The 16,508-nt window shown below is 71.0% G+C and carries 15 protein-coding genes; 3 read left to right on the top strand and 12 right to left on the bottom strand.

From position 1 onward, the window contains the following. Positions 1–15: 15 nt before the first annotated feature. The 4 genes from lhgO to OHA77_RS23385 form a co-directional block, all read right to left on the bottom strand. The gene (gene lhgO, locus OHA77_RS23400; protein WP_406311643.1) at positions 16–1,206 is read right to left on the bottom strand and encodes an L-2-hydroxyglutarate oxidase; all 1,191 of its coding nucleotides are present in this window, start codon (positions 1,204–1,206) and stop codon (positions 16–18) included. Positions 1,207–1,445: 239 nt separating this feature from the next. Further along, positions 1,446–2,120 carry a hypothetical protein gene (locus OHA77_RS23395; RefSeq protein WP_406311642.1) on the bottom strand — a complete coding sequence of 225 codons (675 nt, stop codon included), beginning with the start codon at positions 2,118–2,120 and terminating at the stop codon, positions 1,446–1,448. Beyond that, complete coding sequence (locus OHA77_RS23390; protein WP_406311641.1) at positions 2,117–2,662, bottom strand: RNA polymerase sigma factor; 546 nt, start codon at positions 2,660–2,662, stop codon at positions 2,117–2,119. Before OHA77_RS23390 ends, OHA77_RS23395 begins: the two co-directional genes overlap by 4 nt. Before the next feature lie 256 nt (positions 2,663–2,918). After that, positions 2,919–3,929: a hypothetical protein gene (locus OHA77_RS23385; protein WP_406311640.1), complete on the bottom strand. Its 1,011-nt coding sequence runs from the start codon at positions 3,927–3,929 to the stop codon at positions 2,919–2,921. A gap of 188 nt (positions 3,930–4,117) precedes the next feature. On the opposite strand from OHA77_RS23385, the gene OHA77_RS23380 reads away from it, so the two are divergent. Then, positions 4,118–5,086 (top strand): aldo/keto reductase, encoded by a 969-nt coding sequence (locus OHA77_RS23380; RefSeq protein WP_406311639.1) that lies wholly within the window; start codon positions 4,118–4,120, stop codon positions 5,084–5,086. A gap of 97 nt (positions 5,087–5,183) precedes the next feature. Here the strand turns inward: OHA77_RS23380 and thpR are convergent, their stop codons facing one another. The 6 genes from thpR to OHA77_RS23350 form a co-directional block, all read right to left on the bottom strand. Further along, the gene (gene thpR / locus OHA77_RS23375) at positions 5,184–5,756 is read right to left on the bottom strand and encodes an RNA 2',3'-cyclic phosphodiesterase (protein ID WP_406311638.1); all 573 of its coding nucleotides are present in this window, start codon (positions 5,754–5,756) and stop codon (positions 5,184–5,186) included. After that, positions 5,713–7,146 (bottom strand): MFS transporter, encoded by a 1,434-nt coding sequence (locus OHA77_RS23370; protein ID WP_406311636.1) that lies wholly within the window; start codon positions 7,144–7,146, stop codon positions 5,713–5,715. Before OHA77_RS23370 ends, thpR begins: the two co-directional genes overlap by 44 nt. 65 nt (positions 7,147–7,211) lie before the next feature. After that, positions 7,212–7,673, bottom strand: coding sequence for a MarR family winged helix-turn-helix transcriptional regulator (locus tag OHA77_RS23365; RefSeq protein ID WP_406311635.1), 462 nt, complete (start codon positions 7,671–7,673; stop codon positions 7,212–7,214). Between the two features lie 163 nt (positions 7,674–7,836). Further along, the gene (locus OHA77_RS23360) at positions 7,837–8,265 is read right to left on the bottom strand and encodes a PIN domain nuclease (RefSeq protein WP_406311634.1); all 429 of its coding nucleotides are present in this window, start codon (positions 8,263–8,265) and stop codon (positions 7,837–7,839) included. Continuing rightward, positions 8,262–8,537, bottom strand: coding sequence for a type II toxin-antitoxin system VapB family antitoxin (locus OHA77_RS23355; protein WP_326826150.1), 276 nt, complete (start codon positions 8,535–8,537; stop codon positions 8,262–8,264). Before OHA77_RS23355 ends, OHA77_RS23360 begins: the two co-directional genes overlap by 4 nt. A gap of 183 nt (positions 8,538–8,720) precedes the next feature. Beyond that, positions 8,721–10,070, bottom strand: coding sequence for an NCS2 family permease (locus OHA77_RS23350; protein WP_406311633.1), 1,350 nt, complete (start codon positions 10,068–10,070; stop codon positions 8,721–8,723). A 245-nt stretch (positions 10,071–10,315) separates the two neighbouring features. On the opposite strand from OHA77_RS23350, the gene OHA77_RS23345 reads away from it, so the two are divergent. Then, positions 10,316–10,606 carry a DUF2530 domain-containing protein gene (locus tag OHA77_RS23345; protein ID WP_326826152.1) on the top strand — a complete coding sequence of 97 codons (291 nt, stop codon included), beginning with the start codon at positions 10,316–10,318 and terminating at the stop codon, positions 10,604–10,606. An 89-nt stretch (positions 10,607–10,695) separates the two neighbouring features. Here OHA77_RS23345 and OHA77_RS23340 read toward each other — a convergent pair whose 3' ends face one another. Together OHA77_RS23340 and OHA77_RS23335 are read right to left on the bottom strand one after the other, a co-directional pair. After that, positions 10,696–13,767 (bottom strand): sacsin N-terminal ATP-binding-like domain-containing protein, encoded by a 3,072-nt coding sequence (locus tag OHA77_RS23340; RefSeq protein ID WP_406311632.1) that lies wholly within the window; start codon positions 13,765–13,767, stop codon positions 10,696–10,698. A 94-nt stretch (positions 13,768–13,861) separates the two neighbouring features. After that, positions 13,862–14,680, bottom strand: coding sequence for a DUF3027 domain-containing protein (locus tag OHA77_RS23335; RefSeq protein ID WP_406311631.1), 819 nt, complete (start codon positions 14,678–14,680; stop codon positions 13,862–13,864). 197 nt (positions 14,681–14,877) lie between these two features. Here OHA77_RS23335 and OHA77_RS23330 point away from each other — a divergent pair, with 197 nt between their 5' ends. After that, positions 14,878–16,494 (top strand): MFS transporter, encoded by a 1,617-nt coding sequence (locus OHA77_RS23330; protein ID WP_406311630.1) that lies wholly within the window; start codon positions 14,878–14,880, stop codon positions 16,492–16,494. Positions 16,495–16,508 lie beyond the last annotated feature (14 nt).

Raw genomic sequence — 16,508 nt, 5'->3', positions numbered from 1 at the left:
CACATGAAAAAGCAGTTAAATGGTCAGCTCCGAGGTTAACCCCACGATATGCCTGGCAATGGCCAAACTGGAGGTTGCGGCCGGCGAGGGAGCGTTCCGCACCAGAACGATCCGGCCGTGCACGTCGACCGCGAAGTCGTCGAGCATGCTCCCGTCCCTGGCCACGGCCTGGGCCCGGACCCCACCGGCCGTCCTGACCAGGTCAGCCCCGGTGAGCGCGGGCACGTAGCGGCGTGCGGCGGCCAGGAAGTGCCTCTTGGCCATCGATCCCAGCACCTCCCGCACTCCGGTCCGCCAGTGCGTGGCGGCCAGCCGCCGGGTGCCCTCCCAGGTCAGGATCCGGCGCAGGTCGGTGAGATCGATATCACCCCAGGAGTAACCCTCCAGTGCCAGGGCCATGACCGCGTTGGGGCCGACCAGCACCTCGCCGTCGATCCTGCGGGTCAGGTGGACACCGAGGAACGGATAGCGGGGGTCGGGGACCGGGTAGATCAGCCCGCGGACCAGATCCTTCGCCGCACCGGCCAGCGCGTAGTACTCACCGCGGAAGGGGACGATCCGCACGTCGCCGGCGGCTCCGGCCATCCGGGCGACGGTGTCGGTGCCCAGCCCGGCGCAGACGATCAACCGGTCGAACCTGAGCTTCCGCTGCCCGGCCAGCACCTCCACCCCGCCAGCGGTCTCCCGCAGCGCGCGGACCGGGTGGGTCAGCAGCACCGAGCCGCCCGTCTCCTCCACGTCCCGGGCCAGGCGGCGGGCGACGGCGGGGAAGTCGGCGATCGCGGTGTGCGGGGAATGCACGGCGGCCACCCCGACGGTGTGCGGTTCGATCTCGCGCAGCGCCAGCGCGTCCAGCTCGGCGATGCCGGGAACCCCGTTGGCACGGGCACGGTCGGCGATCCTCCGCAGCCCCGGCCGCTCGGCCGAGGTGGAGGCGACGACGAGCTTGCCGACCTCGTCGTAGGGGATGCGGTGCTCCGCGCAGTATTGCCTGAGCAGCGCCACCCCCTCGCGGCAGAGCCGGGCCTTGAGCGATCCCGGCTGGTAGTAGATCCCCGCGTGGACGACCCCGCTGTTGTGACCGGTCTGGTGAGCCCCGACCCGGTCCTCCTTGTCGAGGACGGTCACCGTGGCGCCACGGGTCCGCGCCACCTCCCTGGCCACCGCCAGACCCACGATCCCTGCCCCGACGATCCCGATGTCCACGGCGCGACTCTACCGGCCGACCCACCGCCCTTCCCAGGGGCGAACGGCTGTTTTCAGGCGCTCCTGGGCACAGAGCCGACGATCACCAGGCGAAGGGGAGCCCGGCACCGGCGGCCGAAGGCCGCGCGGACGGCGCCCCTCTCCCGGCCGCGAGGGCACGGCCGGGAGGGGTACGCCGCCCGTGCGGTCGGCCCGGCGGCCCCGCTGCTCGGGGAGGCCGCCGGGCCTGGTCTGCGGTGTCAGTCGGTGACGGTGTTCAGACTGGGGCCCTCGTCCTCACCACCGTTGGCGGTGTCGTTGCTGGGCCCTTCGTCGTTGGTGGACGGGCCGGTGGGCAGGGGCAGGACGGTCGCCTCGCAAGGGGTGACCGCTCCCTTGACCACCTGCAGCGAGGTCGCCATCGGTGGCCTGTCGGCGCCGGCCCGGTCGAGGGTGATCGCCAGGACCAGCGTCTGGTCCGCCCCGACCTGTCCCTTGCCGATCGTGAACGCGATCCCCTCACCGGCTCGGCCGGTGCCGATCTGCAGCTGCCCGCCCCCGCCCGCACCCCCCTGTTCACCCCGGGACGGCCGGCAGCTCTGGCCCGCGGGCAGGTAGTCGACCACCGCCGGGATGCCCACCTCGGCGAGCTTGGCCTCCAGCTCACCGGGGTCGCGGAAGGCGTTGATCTGCACCCGGACCGATCCGTCCGCTCCCTTGTCCACCGCGTAGGCCGGTGTGCCGGCTCCGCCGAACAGGGTGAGCGCCGCGGTGGCGGCCGCCGCGGCCCCCGCCACCGCGGCGGACAGCCCCAGGAGACGCCGGCCGGGGCCGCGCCGTACCGATGTCCGGGCAGCCGGGCCCTCTTCCGCCAGCCTGATGAGGTTCTCTTCTTTGAGTGCACTGAGCAGGCGCTCTTCGAAGGTGTTGTTCATGCTTGTCCCTCCACGTACACAGCCGACGGCGAAGCGACGTTTCCCAGGGTGCGTCTGGCCCGATGCAACCGGACCCGTGCGGTGACCTTCCCGATGCCCAGAGCCGCGGCGGCCTCGGTGACGGTGAGCTGGTCGACCACCACGAGCTCCAGTACGGCCCGCTCGCCCTCGGGCAGGGCGGCCATCGCCTCCAGAGCGCGCCGCATCCGGCGCTCGGCGTCGATCCGCTCCTCCATCCGGAGGAGATCGTTGTCGTCCATCATCCGTCTGCCCGCGACGCGGCCGGTCGCCCGCGTCTCACGGACCGTCTGGCGGTGGTGGGCCGACACGACGTTGCGCGCCACGCCGTACAGCCATCCGATCTCACTGCCCCGACCGGGACGGTAGGTATGCGCTGAGTCCAGGGCCGCCAGGAAGGTGTCAGCGGTCAGATCGGCGGCCAGATGAGGATCACTCACCCGGCGTACGACGAACCGCATGACACCATCAACATGACGGCGGTAGAAGGCCTCGAAGGCCTCGGGATCTTCACGGAGGCGCACTGGCCCCGCTCCCTTCGTCGTCCGCCCTTACCTCTCTACTTGGTCCGAGCACCGCAAAGCGTTTCCAAGCCACCAAGGATCACTGATCCGGACAACGCCGAACCGCTCCCACCGACGGGCCGCGGTCTCCTGACATGCACGACAGCTGGGCATCGCCCGGAACAAGGTCCCTGGCGCGGGCAACGGACGGGCATCGTCCGGAACGAGGTCTCCTGACGCGTACGGCAGACGGGCATCGCCCGGCACGGACGAACTTCTAACGCGTACGGCGGGCGATGAGGGTGATGACGCCGGTCGCGGCGGCGGCGGCCGCCAGCCAGGCGGCCACGGCCAGAGTCGGCACCCCGGCGTCGCCGTCCTCGGCCGCCCTGGTCTCGGCCACCAGCGCGGGCCCCGCCTTCTTGGTGGGCGTCGGCGTGGGAGCGGGCCTGGGTGCCGTCTCCCGGAGGACCTCGGCGGGCAGCGGCACGCGGTAGACCGGGCTGGCCGCCCCCTCGGTGCCGGTCAGCAGCGCCTTGCCGTCGGCGGTGTAGGTGATCGACTCGGCCTGCTCCAACGGCGGCATCGACACCCGGGCGAGTTGCTTCCCCGGAGTTCGGTAGACCGTGGCGGAGAAGTAGGTGCGGATCACGAAATTCGACCCGTCGGGGGCGTAGGCGGCGTCGGTGGCCATCATGGGTGCTGAACCGACCTTGCGGAGCACGTTGACCCTGTCGGTGCGCAACCGTTTCGGGGCGGCGTACACCGCCCCGGCGAACTGCTTGCTCACGACGTAGAGGCGCCCGGTGCGGGGGTGCACCATGATGCTCTCGGCGTTGTGCCCACCGTCCTCGTAACGGAACCGGTAGCGGACCGCGGGGAGCGCGGCGTCCTGCATGGTGGTGGGCTCCGTCACCCGGTAGACGGAGATGTCGGGCCAGGCCCCGTCGAAGTTGTCGCCGATGTCGCCGAACCAGAGCACTCCCGCACCGGTCGCCGGGTCCTTGGACGCGGCCATCGCCTCCCAGTCCCGCGCCACCGCCCCCCGAAGGGTGAACTTCGCACGGGTCCGCCCGTTGGACCCGACGGCGAAGAAGGTCGGCTCGGCCCCACTGTCGTTGTGGGTGTAGTAGACGTTCTTGTGGGTCGGTGAGACCGCCAGCCCGCTCGACTCGGTGATGCGGCTGTCCTTGATGGTGAAGAGAGGTGTTTCGCCGTCGGCCGACGCCGCCGGACCCGCGAACACCGCCGTCCCGGCCAGCGCGGCCACCGCGAGCATGCGAACCATGACATCCCCCGCCCTACTCCCCATCCCGCCATCATGCCCTGCCGCCGGGCTCAGGAAGCGGCGCGAGCGCCTCTCCTCTCCATCAAAGTCGCATCAGCGTTGCCGAAAGCGGCAGGTCGGGTCCGCCCGGTCAGGACTCCTCAGCGCGGGCTCGCCTGGAGTGCACTCCAGGTCCTTAGTGTGGGCGCATGGACTATACGCAGCTTGGCCGTACCGGCCTGAAGGTCAGCCGCCTCTGCCTGGGCACGATGAACTTCGGTCCCGTGACCTCGGAAGACGACTCCTTCGCGATCATGGACCACGCTCATGAGCTGGGCGTCAACTTCTTCGACACGGCCAACGTGTACGGCTGGAAGAAGGGCGAGGGCATCACCGAGAACATCATCGGTCGATGGTTCGCCAAGGGGGGTGGCCGCCGGGAGAAGACGGTCATCGCCACGAAGCTCTACGGCGACATGGGCGACTGGCCCAACGACGGCCGCCTGTCCGCGCTCAACATCCGCCGCGCCGCCGACGCGTCGCTGAAGCGGATGCAGACCGACTACATCGACCTCTACCAGGCCCACCACGTCGACCGGAACACCCCGTTCGAGGAGTTCTGGGAGGCCATGGACATCCTGAAGCAGCAGGGCAAGATCCTGTATGTCGGGTCGTCCAACTTCGCGGGCTGGCACATCGCCAAGGCCCAGGAGACCGCCCGCCGCCGCAACGGCGTCGGCCTGGTCTCCGAGCAGTCCCACTACAACCTGATCGTCCGGGCGCCCGAGCTGGAGGTCATCCCGGCGGCCGAGGACTACGGCCTCGGCCTGATCCCGTGGAGCCCCCTCGCGGGCGGCCTCCTCGGCGGCATCCTGCGGAAGATCGACAAGGGCCGTTCGGCCTCGGAGAACATGGCCAAGGAGCTGGAGAAGCACCGCGACAAGATCGAGCAGTACGAGGCGTTCTGCGATGAGCTCGGCGAGGACCCGGCGAACGTCGGCCTGGCCTGGCTGCTCCACCAGAAGGTCGTCACCGCGCCGATCATCGGTCCGCGCACGCTCGACCAGCTCGACGGCACCACCAGGGCGCTGGAGATCAAGCTGGACGAGAAGGCGCTGACCCGGCTCGACGAGATCTTCCCGGGGTTCAAGACCGCTCCCGAGCACTACGCCTGGTAGCGGTCTAGGAGAGCAGGGCGCCGACCACCACGAGAAGCACGAGCAGCACGAGCACCGTGGGCAGCAGCCAGCGACGGGGACGATCCACGCCTGGAGCTTAGCCCTGCCCACCCGGTGCCCGTGCCGTCAGGGGGTAGGTGGCGACCGTCTCGTAACGGACCACGGCCCCCAGGTGGCTTCTCACCAGGTGAACGTCGCCGGCCTCCCAGGCGTTTCCGGCGAACGGCCCGAAATCCGCCACCAGACGGCTCAGGTCGGCGTCGGTGCGGGATCTGGCCAGGGTCAGGTGCGGGCGGAGCGGCCGTCGGTCGGTCTGTACGGCTCCCGCCCGCTCCGCCCCCGCCCCCAGGGAGCCGGCCAGCCGGACGAGCCGGAGGCGGGGACCGTGCAGACCCGTCCAGAAGACGCGGGCCCGGTGGGCCGAGGGGAAGGTGCCCGCGCCGACGAGGGACAGCGTCATCGGCGCGTGGCGCGACGCGGCGCGGGCGAGCCGTGTCTCCAGGTCGGGCAGGACCTCCTGGGCGACCTCGCCCAGGAACGCCAGCGTCACATGCCAGGTCTCCGGATCCGGCCAGCGCAGGCCGGGCCAGGCGGCGCGGTGGGGTTCGAGGGCGAGGTCGAGCTCGTCACGCACCGGCTGCGGCAGCGGCAGTCCCACGAACAGCCGCATGCGACCTCCTGCCGATCGTCCTGGTCAGCATTATCGCCGCACCGACACCGACCAGGCTGAGCGCCCCGCCGATCACGACCCCCATGCGGGGTCCGCCCAGGTCCGCGACCCAGCCGAGCAGCGGCGCGCCGATCGGGGCACCGCCGGTCATCACCAGTACGTAGATGCCCATCACCCGGCCGCGCATCTCCGGTGAGGCGGCGAGCTGCACGCTGGTGTTGGCGGCCGTGTTGACGGTGATCAGCGCGACACCGGCGGGGATGAGGAGGAGCAGGTAGGCCGGGTACCACGGAGCCAGTCCGGTGACGATCTGGAACACCCCGAACGACGCCGCACCGCCGATCAGCAGCTTGGGGCTGGGCCGTACCCGCCGGGCCGCCAGCAGCGCCCCGCCCAGGGCGCCCACCGCGAACATGCTGGAGGCCAGGCCGAAGGAGGACGCGCCCGCGCCGAAGACCTGACGGGCCATCAGCGCGATGGACATCGAGAACGACTGCGTGAACAGCGACACGAAGGCGACCACCAGTATCGGCAGCAGCAGGTCCGGACGATCCAGCACGTAGCGCAGCCCCTCGCGGAGCTGGCCCTTGGCTCTGGGCAACGGATCGGGTGCGGTCAGCTCCGAGGCGCGCATCAGCGCGAGGCCGCTCAGCACGGCCCCGAACGACACCGCGTTGACCAGGAACATCGGGCCGGTGCCACCGAGCGCGGAGATCAGCACACCCGCGACGGCCGGACCGACCACGCGGGCCAGGTTGAAGCTGGAGGCGTTCAGCGCGACGGCGTTGGCCAGGTCCTTGCGGCCGACCATCTCCACGACGAAGGACTGGCGGGTGGGCACCTCGACGCAGGAGATGAGGCCGAGGACGAAGGCCATCACGTAGACGTGCCAGAACTGCGCGTTGCCGGTCACGACGAGCAGACCCATGGTCAGCGCCAGTACGCCCATGAGCGACTGGGCGACCATCAGCAGCGGCCGCTTGGGATAGCGGTCGGCGAGCATGCCGCCCCAGAGGCCGAACAGCAGCAGCGGCAGGAACTGCAGCGCGGTGGTCACTCCCAGGGCGACGGCGCTGCCGTTCGTCAGGTCCAGTACCAGCAGGTCCTGCGCGGTGCGCTGCATCCAGCCGCCGACGTTGGAGACCACTCCGCCGATCGCGAACAGCCGGTAGTTGTAGTTGCGCAGCGACCGGAACATCCCGCCCTGCGCCTCCGGCACGGTCTGCGCGGTGCCGCTCTCGACGGCCTGCAGCTCATCGGCGGTCGCGGTCTCCGCGATCCGCCGCCGACGCAGCCTCCCCCGTAGCCCAAGCGTCTTGCCGCACTTCTTTCCGGGGACGGCACGCAGGGAGTGCGGCCGTCGTGTCTCTGCCCGCCGTACCGCCCCCACATCGGGTACGGCGTGCGCCTCGGCGTCCTGCGGGGTCGCCGAGGCCCCGGGTTCCTCGGGTTCTGCTAGATCCGGCTGAGCTTCTCCAGAAGCGGAGCCGCCTGCCGGAGCACCGTCCGCTCCTCGGCCGTCAGCTCCTTCAGCCGCTGTGTCAACCACGCCTCCTTGCGGCGGCGTTCCTCCTTCAGCAGCGTTGAACCCTGCTCGGTCACGTTCACGGTCACCTGGCGCCGGTCGGTCGGGTGCGGTGTTCGCGACACCAGCCCCCGCTCTTCCAGCACGGCGATCACGCGGGTCATCGAGGGGGGCTGCACCTTCTCGAGCTCGGCCAATCCGCCGGGGGTTATCCCGGAATGCCGTTCCACTGCGGCGAGCGTCGCGACCTGGGTGGGGGTCAGCGAGTGTCCCGCGGCCTGCCTGCGCAGGCGTCTGTTCAGGCGTGCCAGTGACACGCGCAGTGCTGCTGCCAGACCGGCGTCGCTTCGCAGGTTCGCGACGGGGTCCTTCTTGGGGTTGTTCGTTAGCATAAGTCATTACCTTTGCTAACTATATAGCACCTCACGGGATTCCCTCCAGGTGATTTTTTCCTCGGCGCGGCCGTACCGCGTGGCAGACCGGCGGGCGGTCCCCGAACCCAGCATGACGCCCCTGTCGACGTGAATCGGCAGGGGCGTCATGACCAGGTCTTTCTCAGTTCACCGAGCCAGGCGGGGCGACCCATTCGACCTTGATGTCGGCGGCCTTCGCGATCGTCGCGAAGTCGCGGTCGTAGTGGAGCACCTTGAGCCCGTGGTGCCGCGCCGTGACCGCGATGAGAAGGTCCACCGCGCCCGGCCCCTGGTGGCTCGATGTGATCGCCAGAGTGTCCTGGAGATCGCGCGCCCACCGGAAGGCGTCGTCGGGCATCGACACCCAGCCGTAAGTCCCCCTGAGCACTCCCTCCGCCCGTGCACGGGCCGCCTTGTCGCCCGCCGCGCGCAACACCTCCAACTCGACGGCCGGGCAGATCGCCACCAGGCCCGATGAGATGTGCTCGGTCCAGTGCTCACGCACTTGTGCGTTCCGATAGATGCGGACCACCGCCGACGTGTCGACGAGGTACGTGCCGAAGGTCGTCATGCGGCGCAGCGACCTTCTTCGCTTACTTCTTCTTTGCTCGGAATCGGATCATGCCCTTCCGGCACGGTCCGGTAGTTGCGCTTGTCCAGCAGAGAATCGAACTCACCACTCGCGAAGAGTTCGACCCCCTCTTCCAACGCCTTCAGCCTGGACACCCGCGCCACGACCTCCGCGAGTGCCAGGTTGACCGTGTCCTTCTTGGTCTTGGTGCCGAAGATCGCTTGAGCCGCAGCGAGCATCTCCTCATCGACATCCACCAGGATTTTCCCCATAGGGGCCTCCATATATACGGCTGACTACCAGTGTATATCTCCCCCTTCCCCGCCACCTAGAGTAATCGAACGAACGCTTACAGCAGGAACCTTTTCATCACGAACGTGATGCGAATCCAACGGCCGGAAGACCGCCATGACGACCGGCGCAGATGGTCGTCATGGCGGTCTTCCGATCGGTTCTCAGGCGAGGCCCAGGAGGGACTTGATCGGGCCGAGCGCGAAGTAGACGACGAACAGGATCGCGACCACCCACATCAGGACGTGGACCTCGCGGGACTTGCCCTTGACCAGCTTGATCAGCACGAAGCTGATGAAACCGGCGCCGATGCCGTTGGCGATGGAGTAGCTGAACGGCATGAGCACGATCGTGAGGAACGCCGGGATGGCGAGCTCGTAGTCGGTGAAGTCGATCTCGCGGATCGCGGTCATCATCAGGAAGCCGACGATGACCAGCGCGGGGGCGGCGGCCTCGTAGGGGACGACGGCGACCAGCGGCGACAGGAAGACGGCCAGCAGGAAGAGCACCCCGGTGACCACACTGGCCAGACCGGTGCGCGCGCCTTCCCCGACGCCCGCCGCCGACTCGACGTAGGTCGTGTTGGAGGAGACCGAGGCCGCGCCGCCGACCGCCGCGCCGATGGAGTCGACGAGGAGGATCTCGCGGGTCCTGTCCATCGTCCCGTCCTCCTTGACCAGTCCGGCCTGGCCGCCGACGCCCACGACCGTGCCCATGGTGTCGAAGAAGTCGGTGATCAGCAGAGTGAAGACGAGCAGCAGGGCCAGGATGACGGAGACGGAGCCGAAGGCGCCGAACGGGTCGAACTCCTTGAACAGCACCAGCGGGTTGTGGAACCCGAAGATCTCCTCGGGCATCGTCGGCACGACGAGCCGCCAGCCTGAGGGGTTGGGACTGTCGGGCGTCCCCGAGCCGCCGACCTTGGCGACGGCTTCGACGACGATCGCGAGGACCGTGGTCGCGACGATGCCGATCAGGATGGCGCCCTTCACCTTCCGGGCCACCAGCAGGGCGATCGTCAGCACGCCGACCACGAACACGAGGATCGGCCAGCTGGTCAGGTTGCCGCCGATGCCGAGCTCCAGCGGCACGGCGGGCGCCTTGCGGACGAAACCGGCGTCCACGAAGCCGATCAGGGCGATGAACAGGCCGATGCCGACGCTGATCGCGGTCTTGAGCTGGGGCGGGATGGCGTTGAACACCGCCGTGCGGAAGCCGGTCAGCACCAGCAGGGCGATGATCACACCCTCCAGGAAGACCAGGCCCATGGCCGACTCCCACGACATCTGCGAGGCGACGCCGTAGGTGACGAAGGCGTTCAGGCCCAGACCGGCGGCCATCGCGAACGGGACCTTGCCGATGACACCCATCAGGATGCTCAGCAGCCCGGCCACGAGCGCGGTGCCGGCCGCGACCAGCGGTATGTTGGGCGCACTTCCGTCACCGATGAACTGGCCGTCCGCGTCCTTGACGGTGGCAATGATCAAGGGGTTCAGCACGACGATGTAGGCCATCGTGAAGAAGGTGGCGAGACCGCCGCGGACCTCTTGGCCTACCGACGAACCACGGTCAGAGATGTGAAAGAAACGGTCAAGACCGCTTATTCGGGAAGATTTAGTGTCACTCACGGACGCAGGTTGGCAGCGACCCTCCGCCGTCGGAAGTACCGGGTCACGATGGTGACGCATTTGAGATGGATTCGCGCCCTCACCGGGGCCGTTTTGCGGGTAGTGAGATCCGGTCGCCTACGCTGGAGCACGTGAACCAGCCTCGCCGTCCGGAGCTCCGGCCGTTGAAGACCAACAACACGGCCACGGTCCTCGCAGGCACCGTCCTGTGGGCGGTCGCCCTGCTCGTGCTCCTGATCGTGCAACCGGATGCCGAGCACCAATGGTGGATCTGGACCTGCGTGTCGGGCATCTGCGGCGGCATCTTCGGTCTGTGGTTCGTCCGGCGCCACGACCGCCGGGGACCGCCCCCCGGCTCCGAGGAGCAGATCGAGCCCATCACGGCGGTCCCGCCCGCCTCCTCCACCCCGCCGGCTCCCTGACGGAAGGTCCACTCGCCCGGCAGACCTCCACCGCAGGGCCGAACCGCGGTGACCACGGCCGGACCGAGGCGGAGGTCCGCGGAAGGCGTTCAGCCGGTCGTGGCGGTCCAGCTGTCCAGGTCCGCCTCGGCGAGCAGCAACGGAACCGCGGCCGGGTCGCGCAACAGCGCGGCGGCGGCCAGCCGGTCACCCCACTGACCCGACGCCCACGCGAGCCCGCGGGCCAGGCCCTCCACGCCCGTGGCGTGCACCGCGCCCTCGAAGAACCGCCAAGCTGCGGGGACACCGTCCACCAGCAGCTTCTCGTGCTCCACATAGGTGGCGGGCGCACCCGGCAGCAGTGACCGTACGGCGGGCGGGACCTCGCGGACCGTGCCCGAGGAGGTCACCTCCCCGGCGGCCTCCTCCCCGGCCAGCGGCAGGTCGAGCAGCTCCGACAGCGCCTCGGCGAGGTCGAACGGGGCCAGGATCAGCGGCCGGCCCGCGACCAGCGGGAGCAGGTCCGGCGCTTCGACGACGACCGGCTCGCCCGCCTCACCCTCTGCCTCGGCGACGACGATCTCGCCGTCCAGGACGGCCCGGACCGCGCGAGGCGGCGCGACCCGGGCGGGGGCGACGGCGGCGAGAGCCACCCACAGGGCCCGGAGCTGGACCCGATCCACCTCGATCGAGGGGTCGGCGAGCAGTTCCAGCAGCTCGTCGGGGCCACCGTGCGAGGTCAGCAGACTGGGCAGGGTCGTCCGGACGCCGATCATCTCCAGCGCGGCCTCGTCGACACCGCCGGGGGCGTCGCCGTACAGGCCGAAGAGCAGGGGATCGCCGGTCGGCAGGCGCAGCTCGGTGGGGCGCCTGCCGTTCAGCACCGGATGGGTGGACAGCCACCAGGCGGTGTAGGAGGGCACCTCCACGACCTCGCCCGCGACCAGCACCCGGAGCGGGTGCAGGACCGCGCGGAGCGGCGGGCGCGACAGCAGCGCGAGAGCCGAGGGCCAGTCCGCGACGTACTCCAGGTCGCGGACAGCGGAGAACTCCCGCGCGACCGGCGGCACGTCCAGCTCGGGCAGCAGGTCGAGGACGGCCTCCAGCCACTCGTCCTCGCGGTCGAGATCGTGGTCGCAGTCATCCGGGTCGATCATGACATCGGTGTCGTTGACCACGGCGAAGCCGTCGAGCACTCCGGCCGCGGCCAGCACCCGGGGACCGTACCGCTCCACCAGCTCGGGCGAGGCCGTACCGAAATGCGTCTCCTCGTCCAGCAGCCCGGCCAGCGAACCATCGGCCAGGAGCAGCTCGCCCGCCGGGTACAGCTCGCCGTCGGTGCCGCGCAGCGCCAGCGCCGCCAGCCACGGGGCCTCACCCGCCGCCAGCCCCGCGGCCTCCACCAGCGCGAGGACCGCCTGGGCCACCGGCTCCGCCTCGGGGCTGTCGAGGGACTGCTCGACGGCGGCGTGGGTCAGCGGGTCCTCCAGCACCGTCCGGGGCGTCGCCTCACCCGCGCCGAGCCTCAGCAGCAGGGGGTGGGCGGCGTCCGGATGGACGACGCGCAGTCCGAGCGGGGCGAGCACCGCCGGGTCCAGCGCGGAGCCGTCGGTCAGGAGCAGCGTGCCCCTCGGCCCCCGGACCAGACGGCCGTCGGCCAGCGGCACCGGCAGCGCGCCGAGCGCCTCGGGGTCGTCGGCGGGCAGCACCTCGTACAGCGACCGCCACCAGGCCGGATCCCGGTCCTTCACGGTGTCGCCGGAGAGCATGTCCACGACATCGGCGAGCTGCACCCGCCTGACGCCGAGCGTGTTGATCGCGGGGTGCCGTGACGGCCACCCGGCGGGCAGCAGGCCGGGCACCATGGCGGAGATCTTCTCCAGCAGCTCCGCCGGGGCCGCCACCACGGACGCCTGCCGTCCCGTCACGACCAGGTCCTCGGTGCCCGCGGCCGTCGAGGTGGCCGAAGAGGCGGGCGCGGCGTCAGGCGGAGCGGCGGGCGGGGAGAGCGCGGGAAGCAGCGGAGCGTCGGGGAGCCGGCGCAGGATCGCCCGGCGGATATGGGCGTCGAGCTCGCCCTTGCCCATCAGGCCGGGGACGAGGTCGAGCAGCTTGGGCGTGCGGGGCAGCCCGGCGAGCAGGTCGAGGTAGGCGTCGGCGGCGCGTTCGACGAGGAAGTCGGTCAGCGGGCCCATGGCCACGTGCCGCCGGTCGGTGGCCATCGGGAACGAGGCGATCAGCAGCGCGGGCAGGTCCAGCGGCTCGCTGCTCGGGGTCGGCGCGTGCACGACCGGCGGAACCCGTGCGGGCAGCGGCCGGGGCTCCCCCTCGGCCGGCCCGTCCAGGGCGGCACCGTCCGATCCGCTGACGGGCACGGCCCAGCGGACCAGCCAGTACGGCCGCGCCCGCTCCTCGGTCGGCCGATCGGCGAACAGCTCGGTCACCTGCTCCGGGGTGAATCCCCCGGAGGCCGACACCACTCGCCAGCCGTCCGGCAGGACCGTCCTGACCTCGCCTTCCAGGTCGATCTCGATCGACTCCAGGGCGGGCAGGCCGAGCAGCAGCGCGGGGCCGGTCTCCGCGAGCATCCGCCGGACGGCGTCCTCGGCCGCCTGGTCGCGGAGCGGCAGCCGTACGAGGGTGTCGAACCCCGCGGGGATCTCCAGCGGACCGGCGGGGAACGGCAGACGGAGCAGCGGGACGTGCCGGCCGCGCTCGGCGAGCTCCTTGGCCAGCGCGGGCTGCTCGGCCACCAGAGCCGTGGTCTGGTCGCGCGACCAGCGGACGACCCCGGACCCGAGCGAGCCGATCACCGGCTCGTCGGTGACCGACACCACGGCCGCGAAACCGACCCCGAACCGGCCGGCCATGCCGGACTCGTCGCGCTTGCCGGAGACGCGCAGCGTGGACAGGCCCTCGATCCCGGAGGCGTCCACCGGGGTGCCGGTGTTGGCGGCCGACAGCACTCCCTCGCGCAGCGACAGGCGCAACCGGCCGGGCACTCCCGCGCGCAGCGCGGCGTCGGCGGCGTTCTGGGCGAGCTCGACGATCAGCCGGTCGCGGTAGCCGCCGAGCGCGAAGTCCTCCTCGGCGTTGGCGTCCTCCCGGAAACGCGCGGGCGAGGCCGTCCAGGCCGCGAGCACGGCGGAGCGCAGTCGGTCGGTGCCGAAAATGTCAGTCACAGCGATGAGTCCAAAGGTCGAAGGGCCCGCAGGTCACGTCGCACGGCAGCCGGCAGGGCCAGGGGCGTCCCGGCGGCCTGCGGAGAGTAGTGGATCAGGAATGTCCGAGAGGCTCGCTGTCGGCGTCATCCACGGAACCCGCCAGCTCCGTCTCCGAGGCGTCCTCGGGGAGATGATCATAGGCGAGGTCGTCGAGGATGGGCGAGGTGGGCTCGACCTGGTGCGGCAGCACGGCGGCCTCGGAGTGCGCGCCGCAGCCGTGGTCGGCGGCGACCACGCGGCCGTCGTCGGGAGCGTACTCGTTCGTGCAGACACCGAACCCGACCCCGAGCGCGCCGGCCAGCGGCCAGTAGAAGCCACAGGTCGAGCACTGGGCGGGGGCGGCGTGCGCGAGCGGCGTGTGCGGGCCGGACTCGCCGGAGTGCCAGCGCCGCACCACGCGATCACGGCCGACCGGGGAGAGCACCCGGGCCCGGCCGAGGCCGTACTCGAAGATCATCTGACGGTCGGAGTCGTCGGCAGTCTCGGTGAAGCCGGGCGCCAGCCGGTCGTCGTCGGCGGCGGTCGGCAGCAGGTCGCCCACCCCGAGGTCGCCGGGAAGGAGCCGCTCGCTCCACGGCACCCACTCCGGCGGCAGCAGCGCGCCGGTGCCGGGCAGGAGCACGACCTCGCTGACCGTCACATTGCGCGCCCTGGAGGCTCGGGCGACGGTGACCGCCCAGCGCCAGCCGCGGTAGGCACGGTCGAGGCAGTCGAAGTAATGGGTGACGAGGCGCTCGCCCTCACCCTCGACGCCGAGGTGCTCGCCCACCTCACCGGGTCTGACGTTCTCCTCGATGGCGGAGCGGGCCAGGTCGACGGCGGCGACGCATGCCTGGTCAAGCGGCGCGGTACGGGACCGGGTACGGCTCACGAGTCCCCCTCCGTCGGCCTCGTCCGCAGGATGCTGTGCCCATTGGCTCGCTCGCTACGCTGACTCACACTTCATTCTCGCCTATGCCCGGAGCGTACTGCACCGGTGGCGGGCGGCAAGACAGGACACCACCCCGTGAACGTTGAGGTCGCCCGGCATCAGCCATGGGGTGTATGCCATCGGGTAGGACTGGATGCGTGGCAAACGGGTGGAAACGAGCACGGAAGACGGCAGGCGACGCCGCCCGTCTGATCGGCCGTTCGGCCGCCGAGGCGGGACGGGCCACCGTGCGCGCGGGCAGGGGCACGGGGCGGGCGACCGTGCGGGCCGGCCGAGGCGCGGCGAACGGGACGCAGTGGGTCGGCAGGGCCACCCGGCGGCTGACCCACGCCCAGGGCGCGGGCCGTACGGGGCTGGGCCAGCTGATCGAGCTGACGGCGGCGCAGAGCGCGGGTGACGCGCTGGTCACCGCGGCCCTGGCCGGGACGCTGTTCAAGCTTCCGGTGAACGAGGCCCGGGGCCAGGTCGCCCTCTACCTGCTGATCACGATGGTCCCCTTCGTGGTGGTCGCGCCGTTCGTCGGCCCGGTCCTCGACCGGTTCCGCTCGGGCCGGCGCTTCGTGATGGCGGGCACCCTGTTCGGACGCGGCCTGCTCTGCTTCGCGATGGCGGCGGCGATCATCCCCGGAGACGTGTTCACCATCTTCCCCGGGGCGCTGGCCGTACTGGTGCTGTCGAAGGCCTACAGCGTCTCCCGTGCGGCGATCATGCCGAACGTGCTGCCCGCCGATATCGCGCTGGTCACCGCCAACGCCAGGGTCGCGCTGTTCGCCCTGGTCACGGCCGGTGTCGCGATTCCGATCGGCGCGGGCGCCAGTGCGTGGCTCGGCGCTGAGTGGGTGCTGCGGGGGGCCACGGTGCTCTTCCTGCTCCAGGGCGTGCTGGCCGTACGGCTCCCGCGGCACGTCGACTCCCCCGACCTGGACCTGGAGGAGGAGGGCGGGGAACGGCCGCCCCGCTGGCGCACCATGTTCAACGTGGGTCCGGTGGTCTCCGAGGCGATGCAGGCGAACGTGGCCATCCGCCTCTACTCCGGGTTCCTGCTGTTCTACCTGCTCTTCCTCGTCCAGGACAGGAAGCTGCCCGGCTTCGCCCCGGCCGTCACGATCGGCGTGCTGGCGGTGGCCGCCGGAGTCGGCGGCCTGGCCGGAACGGCCGTGGCCTCCTGGGTGCGCACCCGCTCCCCGCAGCTCATCGTGCTGTCCACACTCGCGTTGTCGGCCGTGACCACGGTGGTGGCGGCGATCGTGTTCACCCTGTGGGCCGCGGTGGCCGTCGCGCTGGTGGCCGCGTTCGCCCAGGGCCTGGGCAAGCTCGCGCTGGACGCGATCGTGCAGCGTGAGATCGGCGAGGAGGTGCGCTCGTCCACTTTCGGGGTGGTGGAGGCGTTCCTGCAGATCGCGTGGGTGATCGGCGGGCTGGCCGGCCTGTGGCTGTCGCTTTTCGCCACCGGACCCGCCGGACTCGCGGTGATGGCCGCGGCGCTGGGCGGCTCGCTCGGCTGGCTGCTGCTGCGGCGCCGCAGACGGTCCGACGCGAGGGACGCCAAGGTCGAGGCCGCCCGGGCCGCCGCCCCTCGGACCCAGGCTTCCGACGGCCCGGCTTCCGGCGCCCCCGCTCCCGACGACCGGCCCGCGGCGGGGCCGAGGGAGCGGTCGTGGCCGGAGCCGCAGGGCACGACGACCGCGGTCGTGCGACGCGACGACCCCCCGACCGAGAAGCGGACCAAGCCGCTGACGAACCCCCACGGCTGAGGCCGCGGGGGCGG

Origin of the sequence: Streptosporangium sp. NBC_01639, assembly GCF_045209755.1 — a bacterium.
Lineage (GTDB): Bacteria > Actinomycetota > Actinomycetes > Streptosporangiales > Streptosporangiaceae > Streptosporangium.
The sequence above is the reverse complement of the archived record's forward strand: the minus strand, read 5'-3'. Positions and strand labels throughout refer to the sequence as shown.